The following is a 15561-nucleotide window of genomic DNA, read 5'->3' as shown; positions in this document are numbered from 1 at the left end:
CAGCTCATCCGAGACGCCATCGCCGATGGTGTCCTTCTGGAGGGTGATCAGTTGCCGCCGTACCGGGTCGCCGCGGTGACGTCCGGGTTGAGCATCCATACGATCCTGAACGCGTATCGGGCACTGATCGTCGACGGTGTGGTGCGGTCGATGCCCGGTGATGGCTACTTCATCGCCGGCCCGGTTCGCTACCGCGACTTCTTCACCGCACCTGACGACCGACCATCGGTGTGGTCAGTGACGGCTGGGTAGCCGACGGCGTAGGCAGTAGGGAGAATCGGTCTTGTGGATGAGGCGATGGTGGAGCGGACCCGGGTAGTTGTGCGGACTCGAGACGTTGCGGTGGCGCGGAAGGCTGTTGCGCGAACGCATCGCACGTTCGGGCTTGAGGTCGCTGCGGACGGTGCGCCGTTCACGTTCGAGGAGACGGTCACCGGGACGGGGCTGCTGTCGCTGGAATCGATGCTGTGCACCGGGACCGTGCGCGGCGAGGTGGAAACTGACGACGCTGTCGTCGTGACGTGGCTGAAAGCGGGCCGCGGTGCGGTCGATGGGGATCGGCTGCTGATCGGCCGTCCGGTGCTGTACCGGGAGGGCCGGCAGTCGTTCCGGTGGGATGGGTTCCAGAAAGACGTCATGCGGATCGATCGAGACACGGTCGAACGGGTTGCTGCGGAGCGTGGTGGCTGGAATCAGGCGCCTCTGGAGTTCAAGCCACACCACGTACCCGAGGGGGCGCCGCTTGCGGCATGGTGGCTGGTCGTGCGCGCGATCGCTCCGGAGATCCTCGGCCGTGTCGGTCCGGTTTCGGCGGAACGAGAACGGGAGCTGACCCAGTTCGCCGCCGCCGGGTTACTGACGGCGGTCCCACATTGGCCGGTCGGGCACGGCCGGGAAGAGCCGGCGCGGACACGGTTGGCGAAAGCAGAAGCGTTCCTCCTTGACCATGTCACGGAGCGGGTCACCGTCGACGACGTCGCTGCGGCCGCGGGGCTCAGCGTCCGCGGGCTGCAGGGTGCGTTCCAGCGTGTTCACGGTGTGTCTCCGCTGTTCTACCTCAAGGGCATTCGGCTGCTCCTGGCGCGGGAACAACTTGAATCGGGGGAAGCGGAGTCCGTGGCCGCGGTTGCCCGATCGGTCGGGTTGCTGCATCTCGGCCGGTTCGCGAGCGCTTACCAGGCCGAGTTCGGCGAGCTCCCGCGCAACGTGCTCCGCGCCGCCGCCGAACGGGTTGCGTAAGTGGCGCAATCGTGCAGCTCTGCGTTCAGCGCGACGCGGCGGTAGAACACCGTCCGCTGGGCGTCGGTGAGTCCATCCGGAATGCTCAGCACGGCGGCTCTGCGTGGCTGTTCTCGGTGTGGGTGTCGAGTGCGGTTTGCGCTGCGGTGAGGGCGTGGTAGTCGCCGAGGTACTCGCCGAAGCCGTTGCGGACGAAGAAGTGCCGTCCGTGCTGGTCGATGGTGCCGGCGAACGCGCCGTCGTTGTCGGCGACCCAGAAGCCCTCATCTGCGGCAGCCCACCGCAGCACGGTCGGGAGATCGGCGACGCTCAAGGCGGGGGAGGTCTTGGGGTGGTGCAGCAGGATGCTCATGCGCGGGGCTTTCTGAGGAAGTCACTGTAGGTCGGCTCGGTCGGGGGAATCAGCTCGTCGCTTGTTGCTGGGGTGGTTGTGACGATGGTGGGGAGGTCGTTGACGCGCGCGACGACGATCGCGTGGATCTCAGCCGGGGTGAGGAGTCCGCGGTGATGCCACTGCTGCGGGTCTGCCCGCGGACCGACTTCGTCTGAGGGCGTCACCGTGGGCTCTTGGAGGAGCGGGCCCATGTCGATCGGCTCGGTGGGTGGCAGTGTCGCGTCGGCGCTCACCAGGCGCTCGCGAGCACGATGGCCACCGTCGCGATGGTCACTGAGATAAGCCCGGTTGTGACTGCGATGACTGCGACGTGGCGGTTCTGGTGTGTGTGCCGCACCCCGGTCATCGGTGATCGTTGTGTGCCGGGGTGTGCGGTGAAGAGAAGGTCCGCGCGGGGCGCGGGAACAGGTGCAGCAGCAGATGAAACGAGGGTGGGCGTCATGCCGAGCGGCCTTTCCCGTGGCGAGACTGGCCATGGCGACTGGTCAGGCGCGACCCCGATCGTGCTGCCGGGCAAGCCGCCGGCGTCGTCGCGACGGGGCGCGAGGGTCCTGACATCAATCAGGCTACGAACCCGCACGCCTGGCGTCTAACTTCCTTAACTAGAAGCGTTATCTGGTCACTCAGTCGGGGTGCTGCTGTTCGTCGCGGTGCGGTCCACGACCTCCTGCACAGCGGTCGCGAGTGCGGCGATGCGTTCCGCTTCTTCGGCGGGGACCGCGTCAAGGAGTTCCTGCACAGCTGCGGGGAGGTCTTCGTATGCTCCAGTGAGGCTGTGCTGTCCCGCTGTGGTGAGGCGCACGATGCGGGAGCGACGATCGTCGGGGTCGGGTTCACGGACCGCGAAGCCTCGTCCAACGAGCCGGTCGATGGTCATGGTTGCCGCGGCGCTGCTGACACCGAGCGTTTCGGCGAGGTCCGCTGCACGTGCAGGGGCGTCGGCGGCTTCCCGGGCGGCGAGGAACTGCACCGTCTGGAAGTCGTTCGCTTTCAGCCCCATTCGCCCGCGTGCCCGGTTCTGCAGCATTGTCTCGGCGACGCGGAGCCGGTTCACCGATGCCAGCAACAGCACCCCACCCGGAACCCGTTCACCGTCCTCAGCCATCACAACCTCCAGCAGCAAACTCACCGATCGCGCCTGCGCGCACTCTGTCTACCGTTCAGTCTGGCAGCCAAGGCGTAGACAGGCATTCGGGTTGAGTCGTACCCCGCCGCGGCGGCCCATTTCCGACCGGCCGTCGATGGCTATCCATGCCGGGAGCATCTATGGGCGGCCTCGCCAGGCACCTGATCATGTCTCAGCACTATCCCCTGGGCGCAAGATATCGACATCCGAAAATGACTCTGCCTAGAAGGGGCGTAGACACAATCGGAGAGAGGGCACCTGCCCGGGTTCGGGTCAGGGGGCAGGTGCCCTCGCGCTACGACACTCGTCGGAGTCCTCGTTGACGCGCACGACGACGCCGACTCAGGAACAACGTTCCGCCCGGTCCGCGGCTAGGGTTCCGCGGCGCAGCCTCGTCGACGTTCGCTTCCCAGGAAGCCACGCGACTGCTCGTCACACCGACGATGGTCAACGCAGCTGCAGGATCAGAACCGGAACGGTGCAGCTGCAGATACCGCTCGCGCAGGAACCGGTACCCGGTCTCCTTGCCGATGCCAGCGATTCGGGCGGAGGGTTTGAGACCTCGCCCCACCCGGATCAGGACAAGGAACCGGACAGCTTGCGGAGACGACAGAGACAGGTACACGGGGAACACCTCCGAAGAAGGTTTTGCGTCGATCAAGTGAATCCGGGCCTCCTCACCCAGGGGGAGTAACCGGGGAGGTGGGCCGTGCCGTGCCGGCTGGTCAAATGCCGTCCTGCGGTCGATCCGTCTCCAGGCATCTTGGGTCTCTCTATGCGAGAAGACGCGATCGCTCTGTCCGACCGTGCGGATCGACGGCATCGGCGACTCCGGCGGCGCGAGCCCGCACGTCGCGTGAGCGCGTCAAGTGCACGGTCTGCTCCCTCGACCTCCGACCTCCGAGCCCGGCGTGGTGCCGGCGTCGGCGGGTCATGCGGGTCATGCGGGTCGACGAGCCTGGCGGATCCTCCGCGTCGTGATGGCAATGGGCTGTTTGAGATGATGGCGGTGGGGTGGTCAGAGCAGGACGAGCGCGGCCGCGATGCCGAGGAGCGCGGCACCCTGCAGGGCCGCGCGGAGCACGATGATCCGGTCCCAGCCGGCCTGCAGCGCCCGCGCGTCGGCGGGCGTCTCGCCTCGGTCGGCGGCGGCGGTCAGCCGGCGGTTGATTGGCGCGCTGATCCGCGCGTAGAGCACGAGCCACACGACCAGCAGAACGAGGGCGATCCCCGCAAGCACGGCGGCGCTGCCACGGTCGGCGAGAGCGGCGAGCACGGCGACGACGGCGGATCCGACGAGGCCAGCGACCCCGGGCGCGGGCATCCGCACGTCGCCGTAGCGGTGCACGTTCCCCATCACCGACGTGAGGGACGCTTCGTCCACGCGGGCGAGCGCGGGCCGCATCACGAGCGCGCAGAAGGCGTCGGTACCGAAGACGACCCCGATCCCGAGGAGGGTCACGAGACCGGTGGCCCACGCGGCACCGGTCACGAGCGGGCCGCCCCGCCGTCGAGGCGCGGCAGCACGCCGACCTGCTGGAAGACCTCCATCAAATTGAGCTCGTCCCAGTGCTCTGCGAGCAGGCCGTCCTCGACGCGCCAGATGTCGATGCTCCGCATCTCGACCGTCGCGCCGGTGGCCGGGATCCCCATCAGCTCACCCTGGTGCGTGCCCCGGTAGACGAAGCGGCCGACGACGCGGTCTCCCGCCACGATGATGTCCTCCATCGTCGCGGTGACGTCCGGCAACCCGGCGAAGAACATGGCCCAGAAAGCGCGGTTGGCCTCGCGGCCGTCGGCGACGACGACGTTGTGGTTGACGTAATCCTCCGCGAGGAAGCGGTCGACAAGGTCGGGGTCGTGCGCGTTCAGCATCTCGAGGTAGGTCTCGACGAGTGCGCGGTGCTCCATGATGCGATCCTCTCTAATGGCTAGCGATGCTAACCACTAGCAACGCTAACGCTTCGGCGCCGACAAATCAAGAGTGGCGCTCGCGTCACTAGCGGCGCTAACATTCGGTATGACCATCGCCGAACGGCGCGAGCGCGAGCGCGCCGACCGCCGCCGTCTCATCACCTCCTCCGCTCGCGCCATCGCCGAGAAAGAGGGGTGGGAAGCGGTGACGACCCGGCGTCTCTCGACCGAGATCGAGTACAGCCAACCCGTCATCTACAAACACTTCGCCTCGCTCGACGAGATCACCAAATCCGTAGCACTCGAGGGGTTCACCGAGCTGGCCGATGCCCTGCGCGTGGCGCGGGAGTCGGCCGCCTCGGGGGATGCGGTGCGCGCCGTCGCCCACCGCTATTGCGCATTTGCGACCGCCGCACCCGCGCTCTACGACGCGATGTTCAGCCGCACCACACGGCTGTCCTTCGGCTCCGACTCCGTGCCGGAACTGTCCGCCGCGTTCGCCGAACTGCGGGGTGCCCTCGCGCCGAGCTCCGATGACGACGCGTCCGAACTCCTCACCGAGACCCTGTGGTCGGCTCTGCACGGCCTGGTCGTCCTCGACCGCGGCGGGCGGCTGCGCGCGGGGCGTCGCGCGGACCGCATCGATCTCGTCGTCGATGGGCTCTCCTCCGCCGAAGTCTGACGCCGACGGGAAAACATCGTCCGATCAAGCCTCCAATCCGGGGGCAGCAGGCGCTACACGCTGGCGACGTCTCCTGCGGCTGCGTCGGTGGCAGCAGGTGTGCGGGGCGTGGCGAGCATCCGATAGAGGGTGGTGCGATCGATGTTGAGGCCGCGCGCGACGGTGGTCTTCGGAACACCGGTCCCGATGAGCCGGCGAGCTTCGGTGATCTGGTCGTCAGTGAGCTTCCGGGAACGGCCCTTGTACTTCCCGGCCGCTTTGGCGATGCGGATTCCCTCGCGTTGGCGTTCGCGGATGAGGGTGCGTTCGAACTCGGCGAACGCGCCGAGGAGATTGAGCATGAGTCGGCCGATCGCGTCGTCGGTGTCGCGGCTGTAGGTCTGCTGTTCCTTGACGAACTCGACCGAGGCGCCCTTGGCGGTGATCTCGTCGACGATGTCACGCAGGTCACCGAGGGAGCGGGCGAGCCGGTCCATGGATGCGACCCGGACGACATCGCCGTCGCGGACGTATCCGATGCAGTCGGCCAGGGCAAAGCGATCGATGCGTGCGCCGCCGGAAATCTTCTCCTCGAACACTCGATCGACGTCCCCGATCGCCTCGAGCTGCCGGTCGAGGTTCTGATCGATCGAGCTCACCCGAACGTAGGCGATAATCTGCGTTTTGTGTTGCACCACCCCTAGACCCTCGCACACTCCTGTAGCAAAAAGACGAATCGGCACCTCAGAACCACGCGTTTCGACCTCCCGAGCCAATGTTGCGCTGGGGTATACCTCAGCGCGACAGCGGGATGTAGCTCAGCTGAACCATGCCGTCGACTCTGACTGCCACTCGGAGGTACCTTCGGTGCGACAATATGGGAACGCCCCTGATTAGCAGGACGTGTCTAGATGGGGGATTGACTTGGCTGGGTGGTTCCGACGTGGACATGCTGCTCGCGTGAAAAAGGTTTACCGAAACCTATTCCCACCAAAGCTCAACGACCAGACGGCAAGAGATTTATTTGAAGAAAGTAAAGCAAAGGCGGCAATTGCGCGGCACATTTATGCTGGAGCAATTGGAATCGTCCCGGCTGCCGGAACTCTAGTTCTGGTTATAAATGTTCTCTACAGGGTTAAAGGCGACGTCAACCTTTCATTGGCCATTCTCCTATCCTTACCCCTTTCATCACTGGCTATTATCATGCTCGTGAGTCTGATTAACCTTTTTTTGATTGGTACCGGTAATGCACTAGCGACAATGTATGGACAAAAGGGCTTGTCGCCCCAAGTTCGCCACTGGGTTGGGGTCGGCCTTTGGATCGTTGTTAGCTCAAGCGCGTTCGCTCTCTCTTGGAGCTTCTTCGCAATCCTCCTGGTATCCGTGTACATCTATTGGCGTTCTGAGCGAGCAGAGCAGCCGGCAGTTTCGGTAACTACTCGTCAGTGGCTCTGCGGTGACGTTGCCCCGACTGACACTGTGCTCAGGGCCCTCTGGCTGGAAGGGCGATGGATCCTCAAGCGGAAAGGGATATTGGATGTTGGGGTCATCCCGCGTGCGCTACCACGACCGTTTCTACACCGTTCCGAATCAGATGTAGAGCGCGATGTTCTCAAGCGTCAATCGGTCATAAAGAGCGCCCAGCCCCGCACTAGCTTCGGACGGATCGCCTCGGTATTCGCTGTCAGCCTAGGAATCTATGCTGCGCAGCTCTTCACTACGCCGCTTGCGTTCGCTCCGTTGGTCCTGATGGAGTATTCGGGTGCTTCGAAAGTTGGTTACCTGGTTGGCTCGACCGAGCGGCCTCTCTTTATCGACAGGGAAGTTCGGTACGGCGAGTATCTCGATCCGGCAAAGATCGAGTCCGAGAAAATTTGCAGCCCTGCCAGTTTCAGCAAATCAGTCTTCCGAGTATGGCAGTCCGAAAAAAATCGCGTTGATTGCTGAAAGTGAGAGCCTCGAGCGTTGACATAAGAGCGCGGTATCGGCCATGGACGAGAATAGCCGGCCACCCGAGTGGTGGCCGGCTATTCTGTGCCTGGGGGAGTGGCCTCAATGTGTGGCGTCGTACGCGTCACGGACGGCCTGACTGATACGGCCACGCGAGGAGACATCGTGGCCGTTCGCGTTGGCCCACTCGCGGATCTTCGCGAGCTCGCGGTTTGGGCCAACGGCGGCCAGTTCACGCAAGCTGCGGTTGACGAGTTCCTGGACGTGGCTGACTACTACCTGGTCGCCCACGCCGCTGCCCATGGCCATACCGTCGTTACGCACGAGATCTACCAAGCAAACGCCCGCAAACGAATCTTGATCCCGAATGCGTGCGAGGCTCTCGGTGTGCCCTACTGCACGACCTTCGAGATGCTGCGCTCCCGATCCGTTCGGCTGGCGCTCGACGCCGCTTAGCGGCTGACGATGGCTCTCGTTGCACCGGGCGTCGACGACTGACTGGGAAGCGGAGCGCGGAGCCGAACGAAGGCGTCGCCTCCAGGGTGGGATCTAGCGCAGCGCACGGAGAGCTGCGGCGACCCGTGCACGCAGAGACATGCTGCGTTTCCCGTGTTGCAGCGCCTCGAGGTCGTCGATGCGGCGTTGCGTGGTCTTCAGGCCCCGCGTGAGGTCGTCTGCGGCGACGCGTGCGATCGCCCCTGACAAGGAGAGTTCGACCACCCACTGGGGCAGTCGAGCGGGCGGACGGTGGAACAGGGCCGGCAGCAGTAGCTCACCGATGGTGACGGCGAGCAAGCCGTATGTCGCTGCTGGTGCCGCGATCGCGAGCCCGGTGTTCACGAGGAGCACAAGGGCAACGTAACCTGCGAACGAGAGTCCGCGAGTCCAGAGCCGGCTTGCACGGGTCGGGGCTTCGATGGTGCCGGCGTTGATCTGCAGAAGCATCAGCAGTCCGGCTGACGTACCGATCACTCCGACGAGGAACCCAGCCATGAAGCCTCGCCCGACGATGAGTTGCACGACGCACCCGGTCACGATCCCGGCGACGACGCCGTAGCCGATGGTGACCAAGTGGGCGGTCCAGATGTTTTTGCTTGGTCGCGGAAGCGCACCGAGACGCTGAACGGTGATGTCTCTTGCCTGACGTGCGGCGCCGAGTTGAACATGGTGGGCGGGGACGATGAAGCGGCCGACCTCGAGGCCGAGCACCCAGCAGAGGATCACCATCGGAATCACCACGACCAACGCCGGCAGACGGTGTGGATTAACGAAGGTCGCCGCGACTGCGAACGTCCCGAGTGTGAGCGCTGATGCCGCAAGGAGGACGCCGAATGCTCCGACGCTCCGACGGATCCTGCGGCGGTGCTCACTGTCGGTGAACGCGGCTTGCCCGCCGATGGAGATGCCGTAGAGCACCAGCGTGACCGTGGAGTACGTGAGCGACGCATTCACCGTGGTGTCGCCTAGTGCGACGCCCCACTCCGGCATCCACGTAAACGTCGGTGTTGACGATCGGCTCTGGTCGGGGAGGCTGCCCGCGATCATGCCCCCAATCCAAAAGATGCCGACCAGGAAGCTCAAAGTGATGGCGTACACGGCTCGTCGGGGGATCGGGAGGCTCTCGGGTTCATCAACTGAGGTGTCTGCTGAAGGCATGCTTCACCGTCCCGACAACCGCCGACATTCCGTAACCCGGTGCCGGCTGGTCGCTTCCACCCCCGCCAAGACGTTCCGAGAAGAACTATTATCGGAACTGACCCGCCGGCAGTAGGTGATTAGTTTCGAGGCAGCAGACGGTTCACGCTGCGAGGGCGCGGGCGCGCGTGTCTGCGGGGGTTTGGGGCTGGGGGGGGTGGACTGTGCGCATGTCGCCTCGTATCCCGCAGCTTCCGTACACGGTCTCGGTGCACGGCCACCGGCTGCAGCTCGAGTTGGTGCCGTCGCAGACGGCGCGGAAGACGTGGCACGTCACTGAGCAGCTCGGCGCGCACCTGGTGGGGCAGCCGCCACTGCATTACGAGGGCGGCACGTTCAGCACGGACACCTCAACGGGCACAATCACCGATGCTGACTGGGGTGTCGTGCTGATGCGTGCGTTCGGGCGCAGCTGGTCACCGCCGAAGTAATCCGCCCGCAGAACAGCTCACCGTCACGCCAAGGGTGCCTGGCGCAGCGGTGAGCTGTTGTGGGGCCTTGCTGATGTTGTCGGTTCAGTAGCTGTAGGACGGTGCGTTCGCGGCGGCGGCGAAGATGACGATCCCGAAGACGATGGACAGCACGATCGACAGGGCGCTGATGATGATGCCGGCGAGAGCGAGCCCGCGGCCGCGTTCACCGGTGCGCTTGATCTGCGTGAGCGCGATGATCGACACGACCAGCCCGCCAATACTGATCACGAACGCGAGGATGAAGCCGACGATCGCGAGCACGCTGTACCGGTCCGACTGACCTGGCGACTGCTGGTAGGGCTGGGCGTTGCTGTTGTAGGGGTTGGGCTGGGAGGGCGTGGCGTCGCTCATCGCGTCGCGTCCTTTCATGATGGGATATCCACGATCTCCACCGTCTGAGAACGGCGGAATGTCGAGGGCGCAGGGCCTTGCGCGAGTCATAGCATGGCGGTTCTGTGGCTGTCGTGCACATCGTGTTTTCGCACCGGAGTGCTACACAAGAGGGCATGGCACAGAAAGTCACCACTCACCTCGTTGACGACCTCACCGGCGACATCATCGAGCACGGCGGGAAGAACGTGACCTTCTCGTTCGATGGCAGCCATTACGAGATCGATCTGTCCGACGACAACGTGGAGCAACTGCGCGAAGCGTTCTCGGACTACGTCGCCGCCGCTCGGAAAGTCTCCAGCCGCGGTGGCCGCGGTGGCCGCGGATTCGGCACCACGCAGCGCAGCAGTCCGGACGAATTGGCGAAGATCCGGGAATGGGCGGCAGCGAACGGCCACGAGGTGGCGCCGCGGGGCCGGATCAGTCAGGCCGTGAAGGACGCGTACGACGCCGCTCACTAGCAAAGCCTGCTCTGCTCTGGTTACGCCTGACGTCTTCGACTCCGTTGCTCCGCGGAAGCAGTCGTCCAAAAAGCTGCTGGGCAGCCGCGCTTGAGGACATCACCATCTTCACAACTGGCTCTACGACCACGAGCTCTGTGTTTGGCGCGCCGGCCAGGTGCTGTGCACTGGAGGTTGCCCGGGCCCGGTGGTCTTCTCCGACTGCGGTGCGACACTGCTGACATGACGACTTTCAGTGCGGTGACCGTTCTCGGTGCCGGTGTCCTCGGATCCCAGATCGCGTTCCAGACCGCCATGCACGGCGTCCCGGTCACGCTTTACGACATCGACGATGATGCCGTCGCCGCGGGACGACAGCGTTTGGACGCGATCGTTGAGCAGTACGTCGCTGATGTCGGTGAGGACTACCGAGATGCGGCCACAGACGCTGCGGCCGGGATTGCGTTTGCGACGGATCTCGCGGCGGCGGTCGCCCGTGCGGGCCTGGTGATCGAGGCAGTCCCCGAGCGTGTTGACCTCAAACGGGAGGTATATCAGCAGCTCGCGGCGGTCGCGCCCGAGGAGACTGTGTTCGCGACGAACTCGTCGACGCTGCTGCCGAGCGCGATCGCCGACGCCACTGGGCGACCGGACCGGTTCCTCGCCTTGCACTTCGCCAACCACGTCTGGCGGCAGAACACTGCCGAGGTAATGGGAACTGAGCAGACCGACCCTGCCGTGTATGAGCGGGTCGCGGCCTTCGCCGAGGAGATCGGCATGGTGCCGATCCGAGTCCGGAAGGAACAGCCCGGCTACGTGCTCAACTCCCTTCTCGTTCCGCTCCTCGACGCAGCATCCCAACTTGTTGCACGCGGCGTCGCCGACCCGGAGACCGTGGACACGACCTGGCGGATCGGCACCGGCGCACCGGTCGGCCCTTTCCAGATCTTCGACATTGTGGGCCTGCGGACAGCCCACGCCATCGCTAGCGCCTCGCCAGACGCGGGCGCCCAGGCGTGGGCTGCCTACCTGCAGTCGGAGTACCTCGACAAGGGCAAGTACGGCGTCGAATCCGGTGAGGGGTTCTACCGGTACCGCTGAACGAAGCGCCACTTCCTGAGCCACGCCCCACACGCTGCCCGCTAATCGGTCCGGAGTATAGGGGCACGGAGGAGGCCGACCGCGGCAACTGCGCCGACGGTGAGGACCAGCAGGCCGAAGATCAGCCGCCCCGAGTGCGGGCTGCTGCTCGGGGAGCGTCGACCGAGTGCGGGCTGGAGCATGTGCCAGCGTCGCTTGCGTTCGTGGGTCGGCACAATGGTGAGCGTGAGCGTGGACGTGCTGGTGGTGCGGTGGGAGCGCATGTTCGCGGCGGTGGTGTCGTTCCGTGATGAGTACCGGCACGTCGACATCCCGCGGTCGTTCTGCCGCGGCGCGGGAGCGTCTCTAGGAGCGTGGGTTCATCGGCAGCGGTCGTTGGCGGCCGCGGGCGAATTGCCGGCGGACCGGCGAGAACGACTCGAGGCAGTCGGGATGCGCTGGTCGTTGTCGGAACGCACCACTGGCATCGCGGCGTTCGCGGCATTCCAGTGCACAGAGGGACATGGGTTGGTCCCGCACGTGTTCACGACCGCGGACGGGTTCCCATTAGGGACGTGGGTGCAGTCCCGACGTCGGCAATGGGCGAAGGATCCGGTGAACACGGTTCGGTTGTGGCCGGAGTTGGTGGATCTCGGGTTCGTTTGGCAGGTGCGTGACCGCGACGCCGCTTGGGATGCCGGCGTTGCGGCGTTGACGCAGTACAGCCGTGATCACGGGGACCTGGCGGTGCCGCACTGGTTCACAACCGCGGACGGATTGCAGTTGGGGCGGTGGGTGGACTCCCGCCGCGTCGAGTACCGCACGGGTGCGCTGCTGGCGGCCCGGGTGGAGCAGCTCGAACGACTCGGGATGGTGTGGCGGCTCCGCCTCCCGGCAGATGACCCCGCGCGGCGGCGCCGCGAGGATGTGCACTTCGCCCAGATGCTGCGCCGTGTCCAGGCCTGGTCGACGCAGCACGCGGGAGAGCTGCCCGCTGCGCGCGTCGTCGATAGTGACGGGATTGCGATCGGGCGGTGGCTGATCCGTCAGCGTCAACTTCACCGGGACCACCGGCTCGCTACCGACCGGGTCACGCAGCTCAACGCATGGAACGGCGCTTGGAGCTGCCCGAGGGAGCACATCGACATAACTGCGCCGTAGCGGCATTGAAAATGATGCGGCCGGATCGTCACGTGATGACGATCCGGCCGTGAGTTGTGTTGAGGGGTTACTTCCCGAGGCGGCGGAGGGCGATGCCGAACAGGGAGGTGACGAGGCCGAGGCCGATGGCGAATGCGGCGGTGCCGAACGAAACCACGGAGGTGAACAGAGATGCCCGCAGGAACGATGCGTTCATGATGACGGCCCGGTTCGGGTCGTCTTGGGGGAGTTCGGCGAAGGTTTTCCCGTCGCTGATCGCGGTTGCGTGCGTGTTGATGATCTCGGCTTGCGCGTAGGCGGTGAGGGGGCCGCGAACGGGGCGTTCGGGGAGGAGCTTGCTGTCGGGGGAGACGGTGATCTTCTGCGCGGTGAGCTCGGCGGAGATCAGGCCCCACACGACGGCGCCGGTGGTGCTGAGGATGCCGCCGGCGAGGATACCGATGGTGCCGATGTTCCGAACGGTGCGGACGTGTTGACGGCGAGAGCGAGTCATACGGGGAGTTCCTTCTGCGGTGTCGGACAAGTGCCACCCGTTGCGGGCGCTGAGGGTGTTAGTGGGCGGCGGTGTAGGCGTCGCGGACGGCCTGGCTGATCCGGCCACGGGAGGATACGTCGTGGCCGTTCGCGGCGGCCCATTCGCGGATCTTGGCGAGCTCGTCGGGGTTGCTGCGCGGCTTGCTGCTCGAGCTGCCACGCCCACTGCGCCCCGTCACCTTGCGTGCGGCGGCAACGTAGTCGGAGAGCGCTTCGCGGAGGGCGTCGGCGTTGTCGTCGGTGAGGTCGATCTCGTAGTTGCCACCGTCGAACGAGAACTGCACGGTCTTGCCGGTTCCGTCTTCGATGGTGTCGCCGGTGAGGTCGTCAACGAGGTGCGTGGTGACTTTCTGCGCCATGATGAGGTCGCCTTTCGCTTGGGGTCATCTCCACCCTGGCATAGCTGATCAGTAGAACGCTTTGTTCGTGGTTCTTGCTGCGCTAGGTCGGGCAGACTGGGTGGTGATGTCTGATTCGTTGCCGGTTGTGTCCGGGTATACGGCTGCTCTTACCGAGCTGAAGCAGCAAGTGCGCGATGCCCGCTTCACGGCACAGCTCCGCGTCAACACGGAACTCATTCGCCTCTACTGGGGGATCGGCGCGACCATCCTGCAGCGCCAAGGCGACGAGGGGTGGGGGAGCAATGTCATTGGCCGGCTCGCGACGGATCTGCGGGCGGAGTTCCCGGAGATGAAGGGCTTCTCGCGGGCGAACCTGTTCTACATGCGCCGGTTCGCGGGGGAGTGGCCGGCGGATGCAGTTGTCCAACAGCCTGTTGGACAACTGCCCTGGGGGCACATCACCGTCCTCCTCGACCGACTCGATGACCACGAGCTCCGGAACTGGTACGCCGCCCAGGCTGCAGCGAACGGGTGGTCGCGGAACGTGCTCGAGCACCAGATCCGCTCCGACGCGCACACGCGGCTGCAGGCGGCGCCGACGAACTTCGCCGAGGTCCTCCCGCCGGGGGACTCGGACCTGGCGCAGCAGATCACGAAGGACCCGTACGTGTTGGACTTCCTCGCCCTCGACGGCGACGCGAAGGAACGCCACCTCGAGCAGGCACTAGTCGACCGGATCATCGACACCCTCCGCGAGCTCGGCGAGGGGTTCGCGTTCGTGGGCAGGCAGGTGCACTTCGACGTTGACGGGGACGACTTCTACGTCGACCTGTTGTTCTTCCACGTCGAGCAGCTCCGGTACGTGGTGATTGAGCTCAAGACCGGGAAGTTCAAGCCCGAGTACCTCGGCCAGCTCGGCTTCTACGTCGCACTCGTCGACGACAAGCTCCGCCGACCCCAGCACGCCGACACGGTCGGCTTGCTGCTGGTCGCGGACAAGAACGACGCCGTCGTCCGGTACTCACTCGGCGCGCACCAGACCCCGATCGGTGTCGCCAGCTACGACCTCCTCCCACCCGCGGTCCGGGCTGCTCTGCCTTCGGAAGTCGACCTCGCAGCTGCACTGACGACGGAGACCGACACCCTCGAGCCCTGACCAGGAGCGCGTGCACCAGAAGCCTCCCCGCTGTGTCTCATGGAGGGAACCCCGGATTCTCGCAGGAGCTCGGCTTGGCCGTGGGCTGTGCGGTAGCGGATCGGCTTTCGGGCGGTGTTGCTCGAGGGTGGGGACGGGTGGTGGTGGCGTATCCGGTTCGGTCGGTGTGGTGCTGCCGGGTTGGCTCCGAGTGCTCGCGGCGCGTTACGGTCCGTCAGGGACGTGTGCGATGTCGTACATGACGGGGAGTGGGGGTGGGTCGGTGGTGACGGGAGTGCTCTGGGAGGTGCGGTGTGCTTGGCATGATTGCCCGCTCCGGGGAGTAGTCGCGGTTTCGTTTCGTCCGCACGCGGTGGGGCCGTCGGGGTGGGCGTTGACGGTGTGTGAGCATCATGCTGTTCCGGTTCCCGAGAGCGCGGCTGGGCAGGGATGGGGTGTTGGTGTGAACGCGTTGCGGTTGCGGGGTCGGTCGGAGACGGAGTGGGACATCATCGAGAGCCTGACGGACCGGATCGTCGGCCGGGTGATTCTCGAGAACGGAGCGTTCTTCCTCACCGATGTCGACGGTGAAACCGAGGTCGGCGCGTTCTACCGCCTCGAGCCAACCGTGTCGGCTGCGGCGGCCGTCCTCGGAGGACGCTTCCTCGATCCGTGACCGTGGGTCTACGGTCGGTTCATGTCGACGTCGTCGGACGAGCTTGCAGCGGTGGGGATCGATGTTGGCGCGCAGAAGCCGGCGGTGGCTCGGGCGTTGGTCTGTATCGGGTCGCGGTATCGGGGGCGGCTGACAGCGCCGGAGATCGCGGCGGCGAGCGGCTACAGCAAACGGGGCCTGCAGGAAGCGTTCCAGCGGGACCTGGGGATGCCGCCCTCCCTCGTAGTCCGGGTGCTGCGGTTGCACCGGGCACGACAGATGATCCTCGCGAACCCGTATCAGCCGGTCGGAACGGCTGCGGCGGCGAGTGGGATTGCGCACTTCGGCCGGTTCTCCGCCTACTACCGGGCCC

22 protein-coding genes and 1 pseudogene are annotated in these 15561 nt (G+C 65.5%); 12 read left to right on the top strand and 11 right to left on the bottom strand.

Annotated features, from left to right (window positions below):
• Positions 1-252 (top strand): GntR family transcriptional regulator (locus tag EDF31_RS19600; protein WP_131847727.1); only part of this gene is annotated, 252 nt, incomplete at its 5' end.
• Positions 253-297: 45 nt separating this feature from the next.
• Positions 298-1239: an AraC family transcriptional regulator gene (locus EDF31_RS19595; RefSeq protein ID WP_165918891.1), complete on the top strand. Its 942-nt coding sequence runs from the start codon at positions 298-300 to the stop codon at positions 1237-1239.
• An 85-nt stretch (positions 1240-1324) separates the two neighbouring features.
• Here the strand turns inward: EDF31_RS19595 and EDF31_RS19590 are convergent, their stop codons facing one another.
• The 5 genes from EDF31_RS19590 to EDF31_RS19565 form a co-directional block, all read right to left on the bottom strand.
• A complete protein-coding gene (locus EDF31_RS19590; RefSeq protein WP_131847723.1) occupies positions 1325-1591 on the bottom strand; it encodes a hypothetical protein in 267 nt (88 codons plus the stop codon).
• The gene (locus tag EDF31_RS19585; RefSeq protein ID WP_131847721.1) at positions 1588-1866 is read right to left on the bottom strand and encodes a hypothetical protein; all 279 of its coding nucleotides are present in this window, start codon (positions 1864-1866) and stop codon (positions 1588-1590) included. The genes EDF31_RS19590 and EDF31_RS19585 overlap by 4 nt, the downstream gene beginning before the upstream one ends.
• Before the next feature lie 386 nt (positions 1867-2252).
• Entirely contained in the window at positions 2253-2738 is a 486-nt protein-coding gene (locus EDF31_RS19580; protein ID WP_131847719.1) for a MarR family transcriptional regulator, read from the bottom strand.
• A 1039-nt stretch (positions 2739-3777) separates the two neighbouring features.
• Complete coding sequence (locus EDF31_RS19570; protein ID WP_243650182.1) at positions 3778-4251, bottom strand: DUF1772 domain-containing protein; 474 nt, start codon at positions 4249-4251, stop codon at positions 3778-3780.
• Positions 4248-4670, bottom strand: a complete 423-nt coding sequence (locus tag EDF31_RS19565) for an ester cyclase (protein ID WP_207896308.1) — start codon at positions 4668-4670, stop codon at positions 4248-4250. Before EDF31_RS19565 ends, EDF31_RS19570 begins: the two co-directional genes overlap by 4 nt.
• Positions 4671-4779: 109 nt before the next feature.
• Between EDF31_RS19565 and EDF31_RS19560 the strand changes: the two genes are divergently transcribed.
• Entirely contained in the window at positions 4780-5355 is a 576-nt protein-coding gene (locus tag EDF31_RS19560; protein WP_131847713.1) for a TetR/AcrR family transcriptional regulator, read from the top strand.
• Positions 5356-5408: 53 nt separating this feature from the next.
• Here EDF31_RS19560 and EDF31_RS19555 read toward each other — a convergent pair whose 3' ends face one another.
• Complete coding sequence (locus tag EDF31_RS19555) at positions 5409-6071, bottom strand: recombinase family protein (RefSeq protein ID WP_243650184.1); 663 nt, start codon at positions 6069-6071, stop codon at positions 5409-5411.
• 223 nt (positions 6072-6294) lie between these two features.
• On the opposite strand from EDF31_RS19555, the gene EDF31_RS19550 reads away from it, so the two are divergent.
• Positions 6295-7281 (top strand): hypothetical protein, encoded by a 987-nt coding sequence (locus EDF31_RS19550; RefSeq protein ID WP_131847709.1) that lies wholly within the window; start codon positions 6295-6297, stop codon positions 7279-7281.
• 105 nt (positions 7282-7386) lie between these two features.
• Here EDF31_RS19550 and EDF31_RS19545 read toward each other — a convergent pair.
• A pseudogene (locus EDF31_RS19545) lies at positions 7387-7491 on the bottom strand (histone-like nucleoid-structuring protein Lsr2); the annotation flags it as partial.
• Between EDF31_RS19545 and EDF31_RS19540 the strand changes: the two are divergent.
• The gene (locus tag EDF31_RS19540) at positions 7450-7740 is read left to right on the top strand and encodes a DUF4411 family protein (RefSeq protein WP_243650180.1); all 291 of its coding nucleotides are present in this window, start codon (positions 7450-7452) and stop codon (positions 7738-7740) included. The pseudogene EDF31_RS19545 and the gene EDF31_RS19540 sit on opposite strands and share 42 nt — an antisense overlap.
• A 93-nt stretch (positions 7741-7833) precedes the next feature.
• Here the strand turns inward: EDF31_RS19540 and EDF31_RS19535 are convergent, their stop codons facing one another.
• Positions 7834-8880 (bottom strand): hypothetical protein, encoded by a 1047-nt coding sequence (locus EDF31_RS19535; protein ID WP_131973757.1) that lies wholly within the window; start codon positions 8878-8880, stop codon positions 7834-7836.
• 269 nt (positions 8881-9149) lie between these two features.
• On the opposite strand from EDF31_RS19535, the gene EDF31_RS19530 reads away from it, so the two are divergent.
• On the top strand, positions 9150-9410 hold the full coding sequence (locus EDF31_RS19530; RefSeq protein ID WP_131847705.1) for a hypothetical protein: 261 nt from the start codon (positions 9150-9152) through the stop codon (positions 9408-9410).
• Between the two features lie 84 nt (positions 9411-9494).
• Here the strand turns inward: EDF31_RS19530 and EDF31_RS19525 are convergent, their stop codons facing one another.
• Positions 9495-9803, bottom strand: a complete 309-nt coding sequence (locus EDF31_RS19525) for a DUF4190 domain-containing protein (protein ID WP_165901517.1) — start codon at positions 9801-9803, stop codon at positions 9495-9497.
• Positions 9804-9958: 155 nt separating this feature from the next.
• Between EDF31_RS19525 and EDF31_RS19520 the strand changes: the two genes are divergently transcribed.
• From EDF31_RS19520 to EDF31_RS19510, 3 genes are all read left to right on the top strand, one after another.
• The gene (locus tag EDF31_RS19520) at positions 9959-10303 is read left to right on the top strand and encodes an Lsr2 family protein (RefSeq protein ID WP_131847701.1); all 345 of its coding nucleotides are present in this window, start codon (positions 9959-9961) and stop codon (positions 10301-10303) included.
• 222 nt (positions 10304-10525) lie between these two features.
• Positions 10526-11383, top strand: coding sequence for a 3-hydroxyacyl-CoA dehydrogenase (locus EDF31_RS19515; RefSeq protein ID WP_131847699.1), 858 nt, complete (start codon positions 10526-10528; stop codon positions 11381-11383).
• Positions 11384-11608: 225 nt separating this feature from the next.
• A complete protein-coding gene (locus EDF31_RS19510; RefSeq protein WP_165901516.1) occupies positions 11609-12523 on the top strand; it encodes a helicase associated domain-containing protein in 915 nt (304 codons plus the stop codon).
• Between the two features lie 67 nt (positions 12524-12590).
• On the opposite strand, the gene EDF31_RS19505 is transcribed toward EDF31_RS19510, so the two are convergent.
• Positions 12591-13046: an aromatic ring-opening dioxygenase LigA gene (locus EDF31_RS19505; RefSeq protein ID WP_243650175.1), complete on the bottom strand. Its 456-nt coding sequence runs from the start codon at positions 13044-13046 to the stop codon at positions 12591-12593.
• A gap of 28 nt (positions 13047-13074) precedes the next feature.
• The gene (locus EDF31_RS19500) at positions 13075-13416 is read right to left on the bottom strand and encodes an Lsr2 family protein (RefSeq protein ID WP_131847695.1); all 342 of its coding nucleotides are present in this window, start codon (positions 13414-13416) and stop codon (positions 13075-13077) included.
• 106 nt (positions 13417-13522) lie between these two features.
• Here EDF31_RS19500 and EDF31_RS19495 point away from each other — a divergent pair, with 106 nt between their 5' ends.
• From EDF31_RS19495 to EDF31_RS19480, 3 genes are all read left to right on the top strand, one after another.
• Positions 13523-14554 (top strand): PDDEXK nuclease domain-containing protein, encoded by a 1032-nt coding sequence (locus EDF31_RS19495; protein WP_165901515.1) that lies wholly within the window; start codon positions 13523-13525, stop codon positions 14552-14554.
• Positions 14555-14927: 373 nt separating this feature from the next.
• Complete coding sequence (locus EDF31_RS19485) at positions 14928-15209, top strand: hypothetical protein (protein WP_131847693.1); 282 nt, start codon at positions 14928-14930, stop codon at positions 15207-15209.
• 21 nt (positions 15210-15230) lie between these two features.
• Positions 15231-15561, top strand: a 331-nt coding sequence (locus EDF31_RS19480) for a helix-turn-helix domain-containing protein (protein WP_131847691.1), incomplete at its 3' end; no start/stop codon positions are given.

The organism is Curtobacterium sp. PhB142 (genome assembly GCF_004341255.1).
In the GTDB taxonomy this organism is placed as follows: Bacteria; Actinomycetota; Actinomycetes; order Actinomycetales; family Microbacteriaceae; genus Curtobacterium.
This window is presented reverse-complemented; position numbering and strand designations above follow the sequence as displayed.